Annotated in this window: 17 protein-coding genes; 6 read left to right on the plus strand and 11 right to left on the minus strand. The window is 63.4% G+C overall.

From position 1 onward, the window contains the following. Positions 1 to 10: 10 nt before the first annotated feature. Positions 11 to 1,138 (minus strand): BMP family ABC transporter substrate-binding protein, encoded by a 1,128-nt coding sequence (locus NKI18_RS14470; RefSeq protein WP_352617370.1) that lies wholly within the window; start codon positions 1,136 to 1,138, stop codon positions 11 to 13. A gap of 321 nt (positions 1,139 to 1,459) precedes the next feature. Here NKI18_RS14470 and NKI18_RS14475 point away from each other — a divergent pair, with 321 nt between their 5' ends. Beyond that, entirely contained in the window at positions 1,460 to 2,119 is a 660-nt protein-coding gene (locus NKI18_RS14475; RefSeq protein WP_023677208.1) for a GntR family transcriptional regulator, read from the plus strand. Positions 2,120 to 2,122: 3 nt separating this feature from the next. On the opposite strand, the gene doeB is transcribed toward NKI18_RS14475, so the two are convergent. The 10 genes from doeB to ehuR form a co-directional block, all read right to left on the minus strand. After that, positions 2,123 to 3,124, minus strand: coding sequence for a N(2)-acetyl-L-2,4-diaminobutanoate deacetylase DoeB (gene doeB / locus NKI18_RS14480; protein WP_352617373.1), 1,002 nt, complete (start codon positions 3,122 to 3,124; stop codon positions 2,123 to 2,125). A 5-nt stretch (positions 3,125 to 3,129) separates the two neighbouring features. Next, positions 3,130 to 4,308 (minus strand): ectoine hydrolase DoeA, encoded by a 1,179-nt coding sequence (gene doeA, locus NKI18_RS14485; protein ID WP_352617376.1) that lies wholly within the window; start codon positions 4,306 to 4,308, stop codon positions 3,130 to 3,132. Between the two features lie 38 nt (positions 4,309 to 4,346). Beyond that, positions 4,347 to 5,339 (minus strand): cyclodeaminase, encoded by a 993-nt coding sequence (locus NKI18_RS14490; protein WP_352617379.1) that lies wholly within the window; start codon positions 5,337 to 5,339, stop codon positions 4,347 to 4,349. Then, a complete protein-coding gene (gene eutB, locus NKI18_RS14495) occupies positions 5,336 to 6,328 on the minus strand; it encodes a hydroxyectoine utilization dehydratase EutB (protein ID WP_352617381.1) in 993 nt (330 codons plus the stop codon). The genes NKI18_RS14490 and eutB overlap by 4 nt, the downstream gene beginning before the upstream one ends. 10 nt (positions 6,329 to 6,338) lie before the next feature. Further along, positions 6,339 to 7,112 carry an ectoine utilization protein EutA gene (gene eutA, locus NKI18_RS14500; RefSeq protein WP_352617384.1) on the minus strand — a complete coding sequence of 258 codons (774 nt, stop codon included), beginning with the start codon at positions 7,110 to 7,112 and terminating at the stop codon, positions 6,339 to 6,341. Continuing rightward, a complete protein-coding gene (gene ehuD, locus NKI18_RS14505) occupies positions 7,109 to 7,768 on the minus strand; it encodes an ectoine/hydroxyectoine ABC transporter permease subunit EhuD (RefSeq protein ID WP_292659913.1) in 660 nt (219 codons plus the stop codon). Before ehuD ends, eutA begins: the two co-directional genes overlap by 4 nt. 16 nt (positions 7,769 to 7,784) lie before the next feature. Next, entirely contained in the window at positions 7,785 to 8,444 is a 660-nt protein-coding gene (gene ehuC, locus NKI18_RS14510) for an ectoine/hydroxyectoine ABC transporter permease subunit EhuC (RefSeq protein ID WP_023720654.1), read from the minus strand. A gap of 187 nt (positions 8,445 to 8,631) precedes the next feature. Next, on the minus strand, positions 8,632 to 9,483 hold the full coding sequence (gene ehuB, locus NKI18_RS14515; RefSeq protein WP_023677200.1) for an ectoine/hydroxyectoine ABC transporter substrate-binding protein EhuB: 852 nt from the start codon (positions 9,481 to 9,483) through the stop codon (positions 8,632 to 8,634). A gap of 65 nt (positions 9,484 to 9,548) precedes the next feature. Further along, positions 9,549 to 10,334 carry an ectoine/hydroxyectoine ABC transporter ATP-binding protein EhuA gene (gene ehuA / locus NKI18_RS14520; protein ID WP_352617387.1) on the minus strand — a complete coding sequence of 262 codons (786 nt, stop codon included), beginning with the start codon at positions 10,332 to 10,334 and terminating at the stop codon, positions 9,549 to 9,551. Between the two features lie 122 nt (positions 10,335 to 10,456). After that, positions 10,457 to 11,842 (minus strand): MocR-like ectoine utilization transcription factor EhuR, encoded by a 1,386-nt coding sequence (gene ehuR, locus NKI18_RS14525; RefSeq protein ID WP_352617390.1) that lies wholly within the window; start codon positions 11,840 to 11,842, stop codon positions 10,457 to 10,459. An 82-nt stretch (positions 11,843 to 11,924) separates the two neighbouring features. Between ehuR and NKI18_RS14530 the strand changes: the two genes are divergently transcribed. The 5 genes from NKI18_RS14530 to NKI18_RS14550 all read left to right on the plus strand — a co-directional run bounded on the left by NKI18_RS14530 (position 11,925) and on the right by NKI18_RS14550 (position 17,888). Then, positions 11,925 to 12,416 (plus strand): Lrp/AsnC family transcriptional regulator, encoded by a 492-nt coding sequence (locus NKI18_RS14530; RefSeq protein ID WP_031211913.1) that lies wholly within the window; start codon positions 11,925 to 11,927, stop codon positions 12,414 to 12,416. 127 nt (positions 12,417 to 12,543) lie between these two features. Further along, positions 12,544 to 14,037: an NAD-dependent succinate-semialdehyde dehydrogenase gene (locus NKI18_RS14535; RefSeq protein WP_352617392.1), complete on the plus strand. Its 1,494-nt coding sequence runs from the start codon at positions 12,544 to 12,546 to the stop codon at positions 14,035 to 14,037. A gap of 35 nt (positions 14,038 to 14,072) precedes the next feature. Beyond that, on the plus strand, positions 14,073 to 15,452 hold the full coding sequence (locus tag NKI18_RS14540) for an aspartate aminotransferase family protein (RefSeq protein ID WP_352617394.1): 1,380 nt from the start codon (positions 14,073 to 14,075) through the stop codon (positions 15,450 to 15,452). A 9-nt stretch (positions 15,453 to 15,461) separates the two neighbouring features. After that, positions 15,462 to 16,628, plus strand: a complete 1,167-nt coding sequence (locus NKI18_RS14545) for an alcohol dehydrogenase family protein (protein ID WP_352617396.1) — start codon at positions 15,462 to 15,464, stop codon at positions 16,626 to 16,628. 147 nt (positions 16,629 to 16,775) lie between these two features. After that, complete coding sequence (locus NKI18_RS14550) at positions 16,776 to 17,888, plus strand: nucleotidyltransferase family protein (protein ID WP_352617399.1); 1,113 nt, start codon at positions 16,776 to 16,778, stop codon at positions 17,886 to 17,888. Positions 17,889 to 17,987: the final 99 nt, after the last annotated feature.

Here is a 17,987-nt window from a genome sequence, read left to right on the forward strand (position 1 = left end):
CCGATCCGGTTCAGGCGGTCGAACCGACGACGCCCTCGACCAGGTAGTCCATGCTTTCGAGTTCGAGCGCGGTCTCGGCGAAGGCTTGGCCTTCGGTCGCCACGACGACGCCCTTGTTGCTCTTCAGCGGACCCTTGATGACGGAAAAGCCGCCTTTCATCATTTCGGCCAGCGTGCCGTCGAACTGCTTGCGGGCGGCATTGCCGACGGCAGGGCCGAGCGGGCTCATCTTGACGAAGCCGTCGGCAAGGCCGCCGCGCGTGAAATTGGGCAGCGGCGTGCCCGCCACCAGATCGTCGACGAACATCTTGTAGACCTTGGCCCAGTTCCATTCCGCGCCGGTCAGGTATTTTTCCGGCGCCAGAGGGCTCTGGTTGGCATGATAGCCGCAGACGAAGGCGCCACGCCCGGCCGCCGTCTCGACCACCACCTTGGGGCTGTCGACATGGCAGGTGATGACGTCGGCACCCTGGTCGACCAGCGCATTGGTGGCCTCGGCCTCCTTGACCGCCAGCGACCACTCGCCGGTGAAGATCACCTGGCAGGTGATGGTCGGGTCGACCGAGCGCGCGCCGAGCAGGAAGGAATTGATGTTGAGCAACACCTGCGGGATCGGCTTTGCCGCGACGAAGCCGAGCTTCTTGGTTTTGCTGGTGTGACCGGCGACGATGCCGTTCAGATACTGGCCCATGCCGATATAGCCGAAATAGGAACCGGCATTCATCGGATGCTTGTCCTTGTTCCACATGCCACCGCAATGGCGGAACTGCACGTCGGGGAATTTCGCGCACATGGCGAGCATGTGCGGATCGAAATAGCCGAACGAGGTCGGGAAGATCAGCGACGCACCGTCGAGATTGATCATCGATTCCATCGTCTTCTGCACGTCGACCGTCTCCGGCACGTTCTCCTCCTCGACGACGGAAATTCCTTCGATCCCCTTCAGCGTGGCGGCGCCTTCGGCATGCGCCTGGTTGTAGCCGTAATCGTCCTTTGGCCCGACATAGATGAAGCCGACAGTGGCCGTCGCGGCGAAGGCCCTGCTGATCGGAAACGATGCGGACGCAAGGCCGAGTGCCGCTCCGGCGGCGGAGGTCTTGAGCAGGTCGCGGCGGCTAAGCATGAATCTCTCGGACATTGAATGCTCCCTCTATGGGGCCTTTGGGGCCGGTTAACACCTCAATGAGAGAAGTGTATGCAATCAGCGTGCCAGTTTCAGAAATAGGATTTATTCAGCAATATCAATGAGTGCGTCGATGTGGACTGCACAAAGCCGGAGCAATTGCATACACTTTTTGCCTCCAAAATCGTCAATTTGACATGAAGGCTAAAACATAGGCATACAGAGCTGCGGAGGAATCGAAGCCGGTGACTGGCTTGCGGCTGCGCGAAGAGACTGGACGGAGGAGACGTGTCGGGAAAGCGCAATTTGATCAGGTCGGGCACGACCGTCGATCAGATGGTGAGGGCGATCAGCGACCGGATCGTCACCGGTTTCCTGCGCCCGGGCGAAAAGCTCGACGAGGCCTCGCTCGCCGCCCGCTTCGACGTCTCCCGCACGCCGATCAGGGAAGCGCTCAGCCGGCTCAGCGCCATGGGGCTGGTCGAAAGGCGGCCGAACCGCGGCGCCACTGTCGCGGTGGTGACGCAGGAGCACCTCGCCTCGATGTTCGAAAGCATGGCCGAGCTTGAAGCGATCTGCGCGCGATTCTCGGCCGAGCGCATGACCGCTGGCGAGCGCCGCACGCTGGAGGCCGAGCATCAGGCGTCGGCGCGCTTCGTGCAGCTCGGTGCCGAAGAAGAGTATGAGCTTTTCAACACCGAATTCCACACCCGGCTCTATCGCGGCGCCCACAGCAAGCACATTTATGAACTGACCGTCATGACCCGTGGCCGGCTGGCGCCGTTCCGGCGCGCGCAATTCATGCTGCCCGGCCGGCTGGCCCAGTCATGGCAGGAGCATGACGCCATCGTGACAGCAATCATGCGCGGCGACAGTGCGGCGGCCGGAACAGCCGCCAAGGATCATGTCTCGATCGTCAGCGAGGCGAGCGCCGTCTTTGCCATCGGCGATCGCCCCAAAGGCAGGACCGAGCCGTTCCCGACATCGGCTTCCTAACCGTCAATCGACCAGCACAGCGACCACGGCAGCGCAGTCGCCGGCCTTGACCAGCCCCGGAAAATGCCGCCCCGCCAACAGACCGGACATTTTGGCCCGGATCTCCTGCGGAGCGCCGCCGGTGCGGCCTATGGAATGGATACGTGCCAGCACCTGGTTCTCTGCCACCGGCTCGCCGAGATCGATCATCGTTTCGATCATCCCGTCGTCCTCGGCGAACGAGAAGCAATCGCCGGACGGCATGTCGAGCCAGCGGGTTGGCTGCATCTCGACCGCGCCGGCGACGATGCCGGCATGGCGCAGCACATTGAGCACGCCGCGACGTGCGATCCGCACCGTTTCCGCGCGCGAAGTCCCGCCGCCGCCAAGCTCTGTGGTGATGAACAGCTTGCCCATCTCTTCGGCGGCAGTGTCGAACATGCCGACCGCGTCGATCTCTAGCATTTTCATCGACCATGGTGCGGAGAAGGCTTCAACCGCAGCGAAACCCTTTGCTTCCAGCACCTTGTCGGGCCGGATGTGGGCGGCGCAGAACGGCACGAAGTCGAGCGTCTTGCCGCCGGAGTGGAAGTCGAGCGCGATGTCTGTACGGGGCAGAAGCTCGCGCTGGAAGTAATCAGCGATCTTCTCGGTCACCGTGCCGTCGGGCCGGCCGGGAAAGCTGCGGTTGAGATTGCCCTTGTCGATCGGCGAGGTGCGCGTGCCGGCGCGGAACGCCGGATAGTTCATCGCCGGCACGATGATGATCGTGCCGCTGACTTGCTTCGGGTCGAGCGTACGGGCGAGGTCATAGAGCGCCAGCGGCCCCTCGTACTCGTCGCCATGATTGCCGCCGGTGAGCAATGCGCTCGGCCCCTTGCCGTTGCGGATGACGCAGATCGGGATCATCACCGATCCCCAGGCGGAATCGTCGCGGCTGTAAGGCAGGCGCAGGAAACCGTGCTGCACGCCGTCGCGCTCGAAATCGACGGTCGGCGTGATCGGTGACGGGCGAAGGCTGGACATCGGGCTCAATTCTTCACCACCAGTTTGCGCGGCACATTCGCCAGGCACTCGACGCCCGTCTCGGTGATCAGGATGGATTCGGTGATTTCCAGCCCCATCGTCTCAAGCCACAAGCCGGTCATGAAATGGAAGGTCATACCGGGCTTCAACTCGGTGCGGTCGCCTGGACGCAGGCTCATCGTGCGCTCGCCCCAGTCAGGCGGATAGGAAAGCCCGATCGGGTACCCGGTGCGATTGTCCTTGACGATGCCGTACCGCTTCAGCACCGCGAAGAAGGCGTTGGCGATGTCCTCGCATGTGTTGCCGGGCTTGGCGGCGGCAAGTCCCGCCTCCATGCCTTCCAGCGTCGCCTTTTCTGCATCGAGGAATTCCTGCGTCGGTTTACCAAGGAACACGGTCCGCGACAGCGGGCAGTGATAGCGGTTGTAGCAGCCGGCGATCTCGAAGAAGGTGCCCTCGCCCGATTTCATCGGCCGGTCGTCCCAGGTCAGATGCGGCGCCGATGCGTCGGCGCCCGACGGCAGCAGCGGCACGATCGCCGGATAGTCGCCGCCGATGCCGTCGACGCCGCGCGTGCCGGCATCGTAGATCTCGGCGACCAGGTCGCATTTGCGCATGCCGACCTCGATCTTGTCGACGATGCGCTGGTGCATCGCTTCGACGATGCGGGCGGCCTTGCGCATGTAGTCGATTTCGGTCGGGCTCTTCACCGCGCGCTGCCAGTTGACGAGTGCCGTGGCGTCGACGAAGCGGGCATTGGGTAAGTGCTTCTGCAGCGCTGCGAAGGCAGCGGCCGAGAACCAGTAATTGTCCATCTCGACGCCGATGCTGAGCTTGCCCCAGCCGCGATCGGAGAGCACGCTGGACAGAAAATCCATCGGATGGCGCTCGGTCGACTGCACGTAGTTGTCGGCATAGCCGACGATGTTGTCGTGCGCGAGATAGGCGGTGCGCTTGGCGCCGTTGGCGTCCTGGCCGCGCCCGTACCACACCGGCTCGCCCGACGGCGGCACGATGACAGCCTGGTGCACATAGAACGACCAGCCGTCATAGCCGGTCAGCCAGGCCATGTTGGACGGATCGCTGACGACGAGCAGATCGACGCCCTTGGCCTCCATCGCCTTCCGCGTCTTGGCGAGGCGCTCCGCATATTCGCCGCGCGAGAATTTCAAGTTGGGCTGCATTGTTTTTGGTCCTCGTTTGTTGGGCCTTGCGGCCAGCATCAGCTTTCGAAAATCGTACCGGTCTTGGCCGCACGCGCACGGTCGCGGGCGAGCGTGGCGATTGCCGTGTCCTGCACGCCGGTGCCCGTCAGGTCGGCGATTGTGATGTCGCTGTCCGAGCGCCGGCCATGCCTTTCGCCGGCGATGATGTGGCCAAGCTCGGTGATTTCGGCATCGGACGCCATCACGCCCGCCGCGATAGCATGGTGCAGTTCGCCCAGCCGGCGCGTCTGTTTGGCGCTATCGGCGACGTAGAGATCGGCCATGCGCAGGATCGCCGGCGCGATCTCGTTCTTGTGCTCGGCATCCGAGCCCATGGCAGTGATATGCTGGCCGGCGGAGACGAAGCCGGCCTTGATCAGCGGCTCGGTCGACGGCGTCGTGGTGACGATGATGTCTGCATCGGCCGCAGCGTTTGCCGCGTCGGGCTCGGCGTGAACGGCGATGCCCAGTCTTTCGGACAATGCGTCGGCCGCGGCCTCGGCCTTGGCGGCATCCCTTGCCCAGATGCGAGCCTCGGTGATCGGCCGCACCAGCATCAGCGCTTCGAGCTGCAGTCCGGCCTGAACACCGGCGCCGAAGATCGCGGCAACGGAGGAACCCGGCCGCGACAGATGCTTGGCGGCAACCGCGCCGGCCGCCGCCGTGCGGATGTCGGTGAGATAGCCATTGTCGAGCAGCAGCGCATCGACCAGACCGGTTTTCGCCGACAGCAGCACCATCATGCCGTTGACGCTGGGCAGGCCGAGCTTGGGATTATCGAAAAAGCCGGGGCTGATCTTGATCGCAAAACCGTCGATACCCGGTACATAGGCGGTCTTGACGTCGACCTCGCCGCGATGCTCTGGAATGTCCAGCCGCAGGATCGGCGGCATCGCCACCGGCAAGGTGGCGAGCGCCCGGAACGCGTTCTCGACGCAGGCGATGGCATCAAGATCGAGCTTCACGATCTTGCGCAATTCAGCTTCGGTGAGGATCGTCATCCGGCTCATGCTGCGCTCTCCGCAATTGCTTCGCCGCAGATGATCTTGCGGTGCAGTGTCATATCGATGTTGCGGCCGGACAGCACGAGCACCGTCGGGCCGCTCGCCCTGACCTTGCCGGCAAGCACGGCTGCGATGCCGACCGCGCCGGCGCCTTCGACGATCTCGCGCTCCTGTTCATAGGCATGGCGGATGCCGGCGGCGATCTCGTCCTCGCTGAGCAGGATCACATCGTCGAGCAGGTCGCGGCACATGGAAAAGGTCAGCCGGTTGTCGAGGCCTATGCCGCCGCCGAGGGAATCGGCCAGCGTCGGCAGTTCCTCGACCAAAACCGGATGTCCGGCGTCGAGGCTCGCCTTCATCGCCGCACCGCGCGCCATTGAAACGCCCATCACCTTCGTCGCCGGGCTGACGCCCTTCACGGCAGCAGCGACGCCAGCCGCCAGCCCACCGCCGGAAAGCGGCACCAGCACCAAGGCGGCGTCCGGAACCTGTTCGATGATCTCCAGCCCGAGCGTGCCTTGCCCGGCGACAATGGCAGGATGGTCGAAGGGCGGCAGCATGACCAGCCCCTCTTCCGCGACCAGCCGTTCGACCTCCCGCTGCGCATCGTCCTGGCTGTTGCCGACGATGCGGATCTCGGCGCCGAGCCGACGGATCTCGTCCAGCTTGTTCTGCGGCACCAGCCGCGACATGCAGATCGTCGCGTGGATGCCTTGCAGTCGAGCGGCATAGGCAAGCGCCCGGCCGTGGTTGCCGGTCGAGGCAGCGACGACGCCACGCGCCCTCTCCTCGTCTGTCAGCGAAGCGATAGCGTTCGAGGCACCGCGCAGCTTGAAGGCGCCGGTGGTCTGCCGGTGTTCGAGCTTGAGATAAACAGGAGCGCCCAAGTGCTGGGAAAGACTCCGGGAGGTGACGGTCGGCGTACGCTCGACCTTGCCTGCGATGCGCTCGCGCACGGCGCGGATGTCGGAGAGGCTTATCCTGGACGTGGTCATGGCTCTGCAATCAGTTCAACGGCAGCGTCATCAGACGGCCGAATTCAGGACGCGGCTCGTCGTCGCCGCAAAGGCGCAGGCAATTCCAGGCCGTCGCCTGGTTGCTGGTGACAACAGGGCGGCCGATTGCCTCTTCCATACCCACAACCGCCGCCGCCGACCGCAGCGCCGTGCAGGACACGAACAGCGCGTCGGCCTGCGGGGCCATCGCGTCACGGGCAAGGTCGACCAAGGATTTCGGCGCAATCCGCGCCATCTCGCGATCATCCTCGAAGCCGAGGCAAGTGAAGCTGACGATTTCGAAACCATGTTCGCTGAAATAGGCCGCCATCGGCCGGCTGGTCTCGACCGTATAGGGAGTGAGGATGCTGATCGTCTTGGCGCCCAGCGCCTTCAGGCCGCGCACCCCGGCCATCGGCGGCGTGACCACCGGCACGCCGGGCTTGGCGGCCTGCACCGCCGCCTCGATTTCGGCATCGCCGATCACGACGGAAGCTGAGGTGCAGGAATAGCAGATCGCATCGAGCGGCTCGTCGGGCAGGATCAGGGCCGCGGCCGCCGTCAGTGACGGCTGCATCTTGCGCAAATTGTCCGGCGTCGTCGGGTTGGCGTAGGGGATGCGCGCGACATAGACGCCGATGCGGTCGCTTGCCACCATGCGGTGAAAATCCGGTTCGCTCGTATGGTCGGTGGCAAGGATGATCAGGCCGACCCGCTTTTCCAGCGGACGCGCATCGAGCGGCGGCCGGGCCGAGTGCAGGCGGATATCGGGTGCAGCGCTCATCGTTCGATCCGCCCATAACGGTGTTCCAGCCAGCGCAGCAGCACCACCGAGAACAGGCTGATGGCGAGGAAGAAGGCGCCGACCAAGGTGATCGGTTCGATATACCGATAATAAGTATTGGCGACGCTCTTGGCCTGGTTCATCAGTTCCAGCACGGTGATCGCCGACAGCAGCGGCGTCTCTTTGAACATGGCGATGAAATAATTGGCAAGCGCCGGGATCATCGGCGGGATCGCCTGCGGAATGATGATGTGCGTCCAGGTCTGGGTGGCGTTTAGATTGCAGGCCTTGGCCGCTTCCCACTGGCCGCGGGGCACATTGTCTATGCCGGCTCGGTAGACCTCGGCCGTGTAAGTGCCGTAATGCAGCCCGAGACCGATGACGCCCGCGACAAGCGGCGGCAACAGGACGCCAAAATCCGGCAGCACGTAGAAGATGAAATAGAGCTGCACCAACAGCGGCGTGCCACGGATGAACTCGGCAAGGAAACCGACGGTGCGCGACAGAGCCCTGTTCGGCGACCGGCGCGCCAACGCGATGCCCAACCCAACGACTGCCGCCAGCACCGAGCCAAGCAGCGTCGCCAGGATGGTGATCTTCACCCCCTCGATCAGCGTCGGCAGGATCTGCCGGACAAAATCCCAATCCCATTCCATTATCAGGCCCGATCCATCATACGCGCACCCCGTCGAGGCCACGAGCCATGCGGCGTTCCAGCGACCGCACGCCCCATGAGATGAGCAGCGCCAGGACGAAATAGATGACGAGGATGGTGCTGAACGGCACCAGAGTATTGCCGGTCTGCGAGCGCACCACCTGCGCCTGGAAGGTCAGGTCGGCGAGCGAGATTAGCGAAACGACGGCGGTGGCCTTGAGCAATTCAATGGCGTTGTTGCCGAAGGTTGGCAGCATCACCAGAAGCGCCTGCGGCAGGATGATATGGCGCATGGCTTGCCAGCGGCCGAGATTGAGGGCGGTGCAGGCCTCATATTGTTCGCGGCCGATAGACTTGATGGCGCCACGCACCACTTCCGCCGCATAGGCGCCGACATTGAGGCCCAGCGCCAGCACCCCGGCCTGCAGCGGCGTCAACGAAATGCCGGCAAAAGGCAGCACGAAATAAGCCCAGAACAGCTGCACGAAAATCGAGGTGCCGCGGAAGAACTCGATATAGGCGGTGGCCAGCGCCCGCAGCACGAAAAACCGCGACAGCCGCCCCAGCCCGGCAAGAAAGGCCATGATCAAGGCCAGCACCGACCCCATCAGCGTCAACTCGATGGTGACAAGCGCTCCTTGCAATATCAGGCCGAAATAGCCGGACCATTGGGTCATTGGGTCGAAAGTTTCCGCGTTGAATGTCTAGCGACACGTTGGTTCCAGCGTCCTTCTCCCCGTTCACGGGGAGAAGATGCCGGCAGGCAGATGAGGGGCAGCGCGAACCAACCGGAGTATGGCGCCGCCCCTCATCCGGCCCTTCGGGCCACCTTCTCCCCGTGAACGGGGAGAAGGAAGAACGCACCTACTTCGCCGAGCAGAGCTTGTCGCGGCTCGTCGACATTGCCGCCGCCGCCGAGAAGCCGTAAGGCTCAATGATCTTGGCGAACTCGCCGGACTTCTTCAGTTTCGCCAGTTCGACATCATAGGCGTCGCGCAGCGCTTCGTCGCCCTTCTTGAAGGCCGCGCCGTCGCAATAGACCGGCGCACCGACCACCGGCGCGATGACTTCGAGGTTCGGATCATTGGCTTTCTTGACCAGGTCGTTGATCGACAGCACGGGCAGCGAATAAGCATCGATGCGGCCGTCCTGCAGCATCTTCAGGCCGCTCTGGCCGTCCGGCACGACGATGACGCGCTCGCGCGGCACACCTGCGGTGAGCGCCAGCTTCTCTTCAGTGCCGCCACCCGGCGCGCCGATCGTGGCGCTCGCGTCCTTCGCGACGTCCTCGTAGCTCTTGAAGCCCTTCGGGTTGCCCTTCTTCACCAGCATCGCCTCGGCGTCGCACAGCACCGGTTCCGAATAGGCGACCGCAGCACAACGTTCCGGCTTCATGAACAATCCGGCGGTGACGACGTCGAAACGGCCGGCCTGCAAGCCGGGGATCATGGCGCCATATTCCGAGATCGAGGCGACGATATCGTTGACGCCAAGGCGTTTGAAGATTTCACGGGCAACGTCAGGCGCCGCACCCGAAACCTTACCGTCGGCAGCGACCGCCGTATAAGGCGGCTCGTTGGCGATGGCGACGCGGGCAAAGCCTTGCGCCTTGAGCTCTTCGAGCTTGCTGTCGTCGGCCGAGCCGGCCGTCGAGGCGGCCAGCACCGCCGTCAGCGCAATACCAGCGACGCCGGCCAAAATGGCAAATTTCTTCATTGTTCCCAACTCCTTGTTTGTCTGTCTTCTTGGCTTGGTTGAGGCGTCGCCGCCTCGCATGGCAGTCAGACCCGATGTCCGGCCGCAATGATCTTCTTCAGGAAACCTTGCGTACGCTCCTGTTTGGGATGGCGGAAAATCTCGTCGGGCTTGCCCTCCTCGACTATTCTGCCGCGATCGAAGAACAGCACCCGGTCGGCGAAGTCATGGGCGAAACCCATCTCGTGGGTGACCAGCAGCATGGTCATGTCGGTCTCGGCGGCGAGCTTGCGCATGACGTTGAGCACCTCGTCGACGAGTTCCGGGTCGAGCGCCGAGGTGACCTCGTCGAACAGCATGATTTTCGGCGACAGCGCCAGCGCCCGCGCAATCGCGACGCGCTGCTTCTGGCCGCCTGAAAGCTGCGCCGGCATCGCCTTGGCCTTGTCGACCATGCCGACCATGTCGAGCAGTTCCATCGCCCGCTTTTCGGCGGCGGCCCGCGGCACGCCTTTGGTCAGCATCGGTGCCAGCGTCACATTGTCGATGACGGATTTGTGCGGAAACAGATTGAACAGTTGGAAGACCATGCCGATCTTCTGGCGCATCTTTGCCAAATGTCGTTCATCGGCCGTCAGCAGCCGGCCGTTACGCTCCATGTGGTACAACTGTTCGCCGTCGACCTGGATGTGGCCGCTGTCGATACGCTCTAGCGTCATCAGGATACGCAGGATCGTCGTCTTGCCCGAACCAGACGGGCCGATCAGGGCCAGCTTCTCGCCGGGCATGACTTGCATCGAGAGGCCGTCCAGCACCTTGAAGGTGCCGAAGCTTTTCGAAATACCGTCGATCTTGATGATGGGCGCCGACAATGAATTTCCCGTGCTGGAGAAGCTATGCCTTTAACGATGCGGATCGCGGCAAATCATGTCAATCAAGAAAATAATATCATGACAATATTTCGAACTCCGCACAATTCCCCGCCATTTGTTGCCTAGATGGCAAGCAGGAGATGCTCGGGATCGCCGAGCAGAAGCTTTGTGACAACGCCGAGACCGGCACGCAGTTCCCCCTCCGTGGTCGAGCCCAGCGAAATCCGGACAGCTGGATGCCAAGGCATCTGCGAAATCCGAAACGACGTACCGGGCGCAATCGCCACGCCCTGCAGGCGCGCCTGGGACACAAAGCTTTCCTCGCCGCGATCCTCGGGCAGTTGCAGCCAGACATGCAGCCCGTCGCGATGAGCCCGATAGTCCACTCCGGCAAGCACCTCGGCGGCTATGTCCAGACGCCGCCGCAACGCCAGGCGCTGCCATCGCACGAGTTCCATCGCGGTGCCGTCGGCCACCCATTTGGTGGCGATCTCGGCCACCAACGGCGTCGCCATCCAGTTCGAGACGAGATGGCGATTGGCGACCGCGGCGACATACCGATCGGGCGCCGCGAGATAGCCGATGCGCAGGCCCGGCACCACGATCTTGGTGAAGGAGGTGACGTAGAGCGTGCGCTCGGGCGCGAAGGCGGCTACCGGCGGCGGCCGGTCCTCGACCAACGGGCCGAGGACGTCGTTTTCGATAATGGCGATGTCATGCCTGCGCGCAACGGCGGCAATCTGTTCGCGCCGGCCGGCATCCATCAGGGTGGCCGTAGGGTTGATCACCGACGGCTGCACGAACACGGCGCGGATGTCCGACAGCCGGCAGGCCTCGTCCAGCGCTTCCGGGATCAGCCCATTGTCGTCGATCGGCAAACCCTCAAGGTTGAAGCCGAGATAACGCGCCAGCGGGATCAGCGTGTGGTGACCGATCGCCTCGGTGGCGACGGTCGAGCCGGGCGGCGCCACGCTCATCAGCGCCACTGTCATCCCTGCGGTGGCGCCGTTGGTCAGGCTGATGTTCTGCGGCGACGCGTCGAGGCCACAGAGGCGTAGCCACTCGACACCCACCGCGCGGTGGCGCGGGAACACCATGTTCGGCCTGAACGACAGTGCCGACCTCGACGGCAGGTTTTCGGCGAGCCAGCCCAGCGCCTGCCTCAGCCGCTCCAGATGCATCGGTTCGCAGACCGGCTTCAGGATGGAGAGATCGATGACCTCGCCCAGCCGCTCCGGCAGATAGGGCGGCTCCGGCTCGCGGCGCTGTGTCTGCACGAAGCTGCCGCGGCCGACCTCGCCGGACACCAGCCCGCGGCGGATCAGCTCCTCATAGGCGCGGCTGACCGTCTGCACGGAAAGTTGTAGATCGTCAGCCAACTGCCGGTGCGTCGGCAATCGCGCACCGTTGGCCAGGCGCCCGTCATGGATGGCCCGCGCGAACTGGTCGGCGAGCGATTGATAGGCCGGCCGCCGGATAAGAGCGGGATCTGGTCGCCAAAATGTCATGACTTATTAGAGATCGAAATCAGTGCAATTGACAATCGAAATAATGCGCCGTCATGGTGTCCGGCACTGGAAGTGGGCGATCATGGCTGCAGCGAAACTCGATCCGATCGATCTGAAAATCCTCGACGCCATCCAGCGCGACGGGCGCATCACCAAGCTGGCGCTGGCCGAGAAAGTCGGCCTGTCGCCGACGCCTTGCTGGATGCGGCTGCGCAAGCTGGAAAAAGCCGGCATCGTCTGCGGCTATCATGCCAGGATCGCCATGCGCGCCATCGCACCGGTCGCCACCGTGCTGATGGAGGTGACGCTGGCTAGCCACCGCCAGGCCGATTTCGACCGTTTCGAGCGCGTCATCCGCGACATCCCCGAGATCGTCGCCTGCTGGTCTGTCGGCGGCGGCGTCGATTACCTGCTGAAGGTGATGGCGCGCGACATCGACGCCTATCAGCGGCTGGTCGACACTCTGCTCGAGCGCGAGATCGGCATCGACCGCTATTTCACCTACATCGTCACCAAGACGGTGAAGGAGGAGAGTGTGCTGCCAGTGGCGGATCTGTTGCCGGCATCCTCCTGATACCGGAGAGATCGTCTGGCCGGGCAGGGCAATAGAGACAATCTCTCTACGTGCAGGCACGCAAACAGCCTCTCTGTTTGCGCGGCAGAGATAGTCTTGCGGCATCACCCGAACCGGGAGCCGGATGATGTCCGCACATTTTGCCCGCTCGCACCGCCATGAAGCGCTTGATCGCCTCGCCGACCGGCGGCTGCTGCGCGAACTCGCCTATGTCGCTGGCCACTGGACGGCGAGCGAGACCGCGGAGAGTTTCGAGGTGACCGATCCGGCCACCGGATCCACCGTCGCTTTCGTTGCCGCGCTCGATGCCCGGCAGACCACATTGGCGATCGATGCGGCATCGCGCGCCTTTCCTGCCTGGCGCGCATTGCTGCCGCAGGAACGGTCGAAAATCTTGCGAAAATGGTTCGATCTGATCGTCGCCGCCAAAAATGACCTGGCCCTGCTGATGACGCTAGAACAAGGCAAGCCGCTGAAGGAATCGCGCGGCGAGATCGACTATGCCGCCTCTTTTGTCGAATGGTATGCCGAGGAGGCCAAACGTCTCAACGCCGAAAGCGTCACCAGCCATCTGCCAAATGCCGAGATGGTGGTGCGACGCGAACCGCTTGGTGTCGTCGGCGTCGTCACGCCGTGGAATTTTCCCGCGGCCATGCTGACCCGCAAGGCGGCGGCCGCCCTCGCCGCCGGCTGCACCATCGTCGCGCATCCTTCCTCGGAAACGCCGCTGTCTGCACTGGCGTTGGCCGAGCTTGGCGAACGTGCCGGCCTGCCGGCTGGCGTGTTCAACGTTCTCACCGGCAGGGCTTCGATCATCGTCGGGCGGATGTGCGAAGATCCGCGCGTCCGCGCCATGAGCTTCACCGGCTCGACCGAGGTCGGCAGGTTGATCGCCGCGCAGAGTGCGCCGACGATGAAGCGTCTTGTGATGGAACTCGGCGGTCATGCGCCGCTGATCGTCTTTGCGGATGCCGATATCGACAAGGCGGTGAGAATAGCCGTCGACGCTAAATTCGCGACCTCCGGCCAGGACTGCCTCGCCGCCAACCGCATCTATGTCCAGCGTCCGATATACGATCGGTTCTGCGCTGCTTTCGCTAAACGCGTCGAGGCATTGCGGGCCGGCAATGGCCTCGCTGACGACACCGAAATCGGACCCTTGATGCACGAACGCGCCGTCAAGAAGGTCGAGGAGCAGGTGGCCGATGCGCTCGCCAAAGGCGCGCGTTGCCTGACCGGCGGCAAGCGCCATCCTGCCGGGCCGCTGTTCTACCAGCCGACCCTGCTCGCCGACGTTGGAGACGACGCTTTGATCATGCGCGAGGAGACCTTCGGTCCGGTTGCGGCAGTGACGCCTTTCGACAGCGAAGAGGAAGTCGTCGCCCGCGCCAATGCGACAGAGTACGGCCTGGTCGCCTATGTCGTGACTGAGAATGGCGGTAGGCAATTGCGCATCGGCCGCGCGCTCGACTATGGCATGGTCGCCATCAACCGCGTCAAGATCACCGGCGCGCCGGTCCCGTTCGGCGGCGTCAAGCAGTCCGGCATCGGTCGCGAGGGCTCGCGTCACGGGCTCGAAGCCTTTACCGACTTCAAATATCTCTGCCTCGACGTGGCGTAACGCCCCGTCAGGCTTTTGCTTTCAAGGAGTAAAAAATGCTCGACCAGTCCAACGAACTCGCCGCCTGGGATCGCGATCATTTCTTCCATCCCTCGACCCATATGGGCACGCACGCACGCGGTGAATCTCCGACGCGGGTGATCGCCGGTGGCGAAGGCGTCACCATCTGGGACAATAACGGTCGCAAGAGCATCGATGCCTTCGCCGGGCTCTACTGCGTCAATGTCGGCTATGGCCGCCAGAAGATAGCCGACGCCATCGCCGCGCAGGCCAAGAACCTCGCCTATTACCACGCCTATGTCGGGCACGGCACCGAGGCGTCAATCACGCTTGCCAAGATGATCATCGACCGCGCGCCGCAAGGCATGTCGAGGGTCTATTTCGGCCTCTCCGGTTCCGATGCCAACGAAACCAACATTAAGCTGATCTGGTACTACAACAACGTGCTCGGCCGGCCGGAGAAGAAGAAGATCATCTCGCGCTGGCGCGGCTATCACGGCTCCGGCATCATGACCGGATCGCTGACCGGCCTCGACCTGTTCCACAACGCCTTCGACCTGCCGCGTGCGCCGGTCCTGCACACCGAGGCGCCCTACTACTTCCGCCGCGCCGACCGCTCGCTGAGCGAGGAGCAGTTTTCGCAATACTGTGCCGACAAGCTCGAGGAGATGATTCTCGCCGAAGGGCCGGAGACGGTCGCCGCGTTCATCGGTGAGCCTATCCTCGGCACCGGGGGCATCGCGCCGCCGCCGGCCGGCTACTGGGAGAAGATCCAGGCGGTGCTGAAGAAGTACGACGTGCTTCTGGTTGCCGACGAGGTCGTCACCGGCTTCGGCCGGCTGGGCACCATGTTCGGCTCCGACCACTACGGCATCAAGCCCGACCTGATCACGATCGCCAAGGGCCTGACCTCGGCCTATGCGCCGCTGTCGGGCGTCATCGTCTCAGACAAGGTCTGGCAGGTGCTGGTGCAGGGTTCAGACAAGCTCGGCTCGCTCGGCCATGGCTGGACCTATTCGGCGCATCCGATCTGCGTGGCCGCCGGCGTCGCCAACCTGGAACTGATCGACGAGATGGACCTGGTGCGGAACGCCGGCGAGACCGGCGCCTATTTCCGCGCCGAACTGACGAAAGCCGTCGGTGGTCACAAAAATGTCGGCGAGGTGCGCGGCGACGGCATGCTGGCGGCAATCGAGTTCGTCGCCGACCGGGACGACCGCGTGTTCTTCGACGCCTCGCAAAAGATCGGACCGCAGGTCGCGACCACCCTTGCGGCAAGCGGCGTCATCGGCCGGGCCATGCCGCAGGGCGACATTCTCGGTTTCGCGCCGCCGCTCTGCCTGACGCGGCAAGAGGCCGATATCGTCGTGTCGAAGACGGCCGACGCGGTGAAGAGCGTGTTTGCAAACATCTGAAGAGCCGACATGAATGCCATGACCAAAACCCTCCCCGCCACCATGGCCGCCGTGCAGTTGATCGGGCACGGCGGACCGGAAAAGCTCGTCTACCGCACCGACGTGAAAGTGCCCTCGCCCGCCCGAGGCGAGGTGCTGGTCAAGGTCACCGCTTGCGGCATGAACAACACCGACGTCTGGGTGCGCCAGGGCGCCTATGGAACGGAGGAGGATGCCGCCGCTGTGTCGACCTGGCGTCGTCAGGGCAATACGCTGAGCTTCCCGCGCATCCAGGGCACCGACACGGTCGGCAACATCATTGCCGTCGGCGACGGCGTGTCGCCAGCCCGCATCGGCGAGCGGGTGATGGTCGATTTCTCCATCTACAATCGCGACGACGATTCACTCGCCGACATCGACTATATGGGCCATGGCCGCGACGGCGGCTATGCCGAATATCAGGCGGTGCCGGCAGAGAATGCCCATGTCGTCGATACCGATCTCAGCGATGTCGAGCTCGCCACTTTCTGCTGCGCCTACCTCACCGGCGAACAGATGCTGGAACGCGCAGCATTGAAGGCCGGTGAGCGCGTGCTGGTCACCGGCGCCTCGGGCGGCGTCGGCTCGGGCATCGTGCAGCTGGCGCGGGCGCGCGGCGCCATTCCCTATGCGGTTGCCGGCAAGGGCAAGGAACAGGCCGTGCGTGACATCGGCGCCGAGGCGGTGATCACCCGTGGCGTTGCCGATCTGCCGGCCGCCGTCAGCGCGGCGACCGGGGGCCAGCCGATCGACGTGGTGGCCGATCTGGTCGGCGGCGCGATCTTCAACGACCTCCTGCGCATCTTGAGGCCGGAAGGCCGCTATACCACGGCTGGTGCAATTGCCGGCCCGGTCGTGCAGCTGGATCTGCGCACCATGTATCTGAAACAGCTGCAACTGCATGGCTCGAGCCAGGGCACGCGGGCGGATTTCCGCCGCATAGTGCGCTACATCGAGGACAAGAAAATCCGGCCGCTGGTCGGCGGCGTCTACAAGCTGTCCGATTTCCATCGCGCCCAGGCGGATTTCATCGCCAAGGATTTCGTCGGCAAGCTGGTGGTCGTTCCGGATGCGGCCGCCAAAATAGCGCGTCGACCACAAACGCCTATGACAGGCTCGGGCCGTTCGTGGACGCGGAATGAGCAAAACCCATTCTGATTTGGCTGCACGCCGGCAACAAGGATTCCTGACCTCTCCTGCGGCGTTATAAGGTTTTCGCGATTTTCTTATAACCCCCGCTTGCGTCCCTTGAGGTCATGGCGCTATAAGAGAACCGCATTTTTCTTATAACCGGAGCCGCCCGACATGAAGACGGTCGACCTCGTTTACCGCACGATGTATGCGGAACTCGTCCAGCGATCCTTGGACGCAGCCTTCGAAACGGATTTCCCTACGACGGGCAATCTCGTCAAGGTGCCCGTCAAGGGCAAGGTATACTGGTATTTCGAGGAAACGCAGCCGACGAAGACGCGACGGTATGTCGGGCCTGACAGCGATCCCGAGATTGCAAAACGCGTTGAATCCTTCCGTCAGATCAAGGACGACCTCCGCGCCCGCAGGAAGCTGGTATCCACGCTCGTGCGCGAGGCAGGGCTGACAGAACCCGAAAGGTTCACCGGGGATGTCGTCGAGGCGCTGGGGAAGGCTGGCATCTTCCGCTTGCGCGGCGTCCTGGTCGGCACAGTCGCCTTTCAGTCCTACGCGGGCCATCTGGGCGTGAAGCTGCCCGGTGCAGCGTTGCAGACGGGCGATGCAGACTTCGCCCTATTCCATTCCGTGTCGGCCGCGGTCGAGGACAGCCTGCCGCCCATCCTCGAAATCTTGAGGGAGATCGACCCAACCTTCAGGGAAATCCCTCACAGATCAGATCCCGGACACGCGACGCAATTCGAGAACGCAGTCCGATACAAGGTCGAGTTCCTTACACCGAACACGGGCAGCGATGACTACGCCGATCATGCAACCTCGATGCCGTCTTTGGGCGGTGCATCCGCGCAGCCTCTTCGGTTTCTCGATTTCCTGATCCACGAACCAATCAGAACTGTGCTGCTGCATCGATCGGGAGTGCCTGTCGTGGTACCGTCGCCCGGACGATATGCGGTTCACAAGCTGATCGTTGCCTCGCGCCGACAGAACAACGCAAACGGCGTGGGCAAGCGGGAAAAGGATGTCCACCAGGCAGCACTTCTGGTCGAGGCACTGGAAGCTACCCGTCGCCAGGACGATCTCGCCATCGCGTTTTCGGAAGCGTGGGACAGGGGGAAACATTGGCGTGAAGCGATACAAAAAGGACTTGGCTTGATTCCCCAGAAACAGCGTGGCGACGTCGAGGCGACGATCGTCAACGCACTTTCAGGAATCGGCGAGGAACTGGAAGGATTCAGCGGCTCATCTGCGAAAACAAAGCACGGAGACTAGAGCGGTTCCTGATTTGACGGAATCGAAGGGGATTCCGGATCAGTCGGTTTTGTGATTCAAGATGCTGGCTGGAGTGGAGGCCAGCATCGGATGACGCGA

Source organism: Mesorhizobium sp. M0800, assembly GCF_040320095.1.
Taxonomy (GTDB): domain Bacteria; phylum Pseudomonadota; class Alphaproteobacteria; order Rhizobiales; family Rhizobiaceae; genus Mesorhizobium.

Bases quoted from the DNA above. Each gene is read 5' to 3' on its own strand.
- NKI18_RS14470 (WP_352617370.1), bottom strand. From the start codon at position 1,138: ATGTCCGAGAGATTCATGCTTAGCCGCCGCGACCTGCTCAAGACCTCC.
- NKI18_RS14475 (WP_023677208.1), top strand. From the start codon at position 1,460: ATGGTGAGGGCGATCAGCGACCGGATCGTCACCGGTTTCCTGCGCCCG.
- doeB (WP_352617373.1), bottom strand. From the start codon at position 3,124: ATGTCCAGCCTTCGCCCGTCACCGATCACGCCGACCGTCGATTTCGAG.
- doeA (WP_352617376.1), bottom strand. From the start codon at position 4,308: ATGCAGCCCAACTTGAAATTCTCGCGCGGCGAATATGCGGAGCGCCTC.
- NKI18_RS14490 (WP_352617379.1), bottom strand. From the start codon at position 5,339: ATGAGCCGGATGACGATCCTCACCGAAGCTGAATTGCGCAAGATCGTG.
- eutB (WP_352617381.1), bottom strand. From the start codon at position 6,328: ATGACCACGTCCAGGATAAGCCTCTCCGACATCCGCGCCGTGCGCGAG.
- eutA (WP_352617384.1), bottom strand. From the start codon at position 7,112: ATGAGCGCTGCACCCGATATCCGCCTGCACTCGGCCCGGCCGCCGCTC.
- ehuD (WP_292659913.1), bottom strand. From the start codon at position 7,768: ATGGAATGGGATTGGGATTTTGTCCGGCAGATCCTGCCGACGCTGATC.
- ehuC (WP_023720654.1), bottom strand. From the start codon at position 8,444: ATGACCCAATGGTCCGGCTATTTCGGCCTGATATTGCAAGGAGCGCTT.
- ehuB (WP_023677200.1), bottom strand. From the start codon at position 9,483: ATGAAGAAATTTGCCATTTTGGCCGGCGTCGCTGGTATTGCGCTGACG.
- ehuR (WP_352617390.1), bottom strand. From the start codon at position 11,842: ATGACATTTTGGCGACCAGATCCCGCTCTTATCCGGCGGCCGGCCTAT.
- NKI18_RS14530 (WP_031211913.1), top strand. From the start codon at position 11,925: ATGGCTGCAGCGAAACTCGATCCGATCGATCTGAAAATCCTCGACGCC.
- NKI18_RS14535 (WP_352617392.1), top strand. From the start codon at position 12,544: ATGTCCGCACATTTTGCCCGCTCGCACCGCCATGAAGCGCTTGATCGC.
- NKI18_RS14540 (WP_352617394.1), top strand. From the start codon at position 14,073: ATGCTCGACCAGTCCAACGAACTCGCCGCCTGGGATCGCGATCATTTC.
- NKI18_RS14545 (WP_352617396.1), top strand. From the start codon at position 15,462: ATGAATGCCATGACCAAAACCCTCCCCGCCACCATGGCCGCCGTGCAG.
- NKI18_RS14550 (WP_352617399.1), top strand. From the start codon at position 16,776: ATGAAGACGGTCGACCTCGTTTACCGCACGATGTATGCGGAACTCGTC.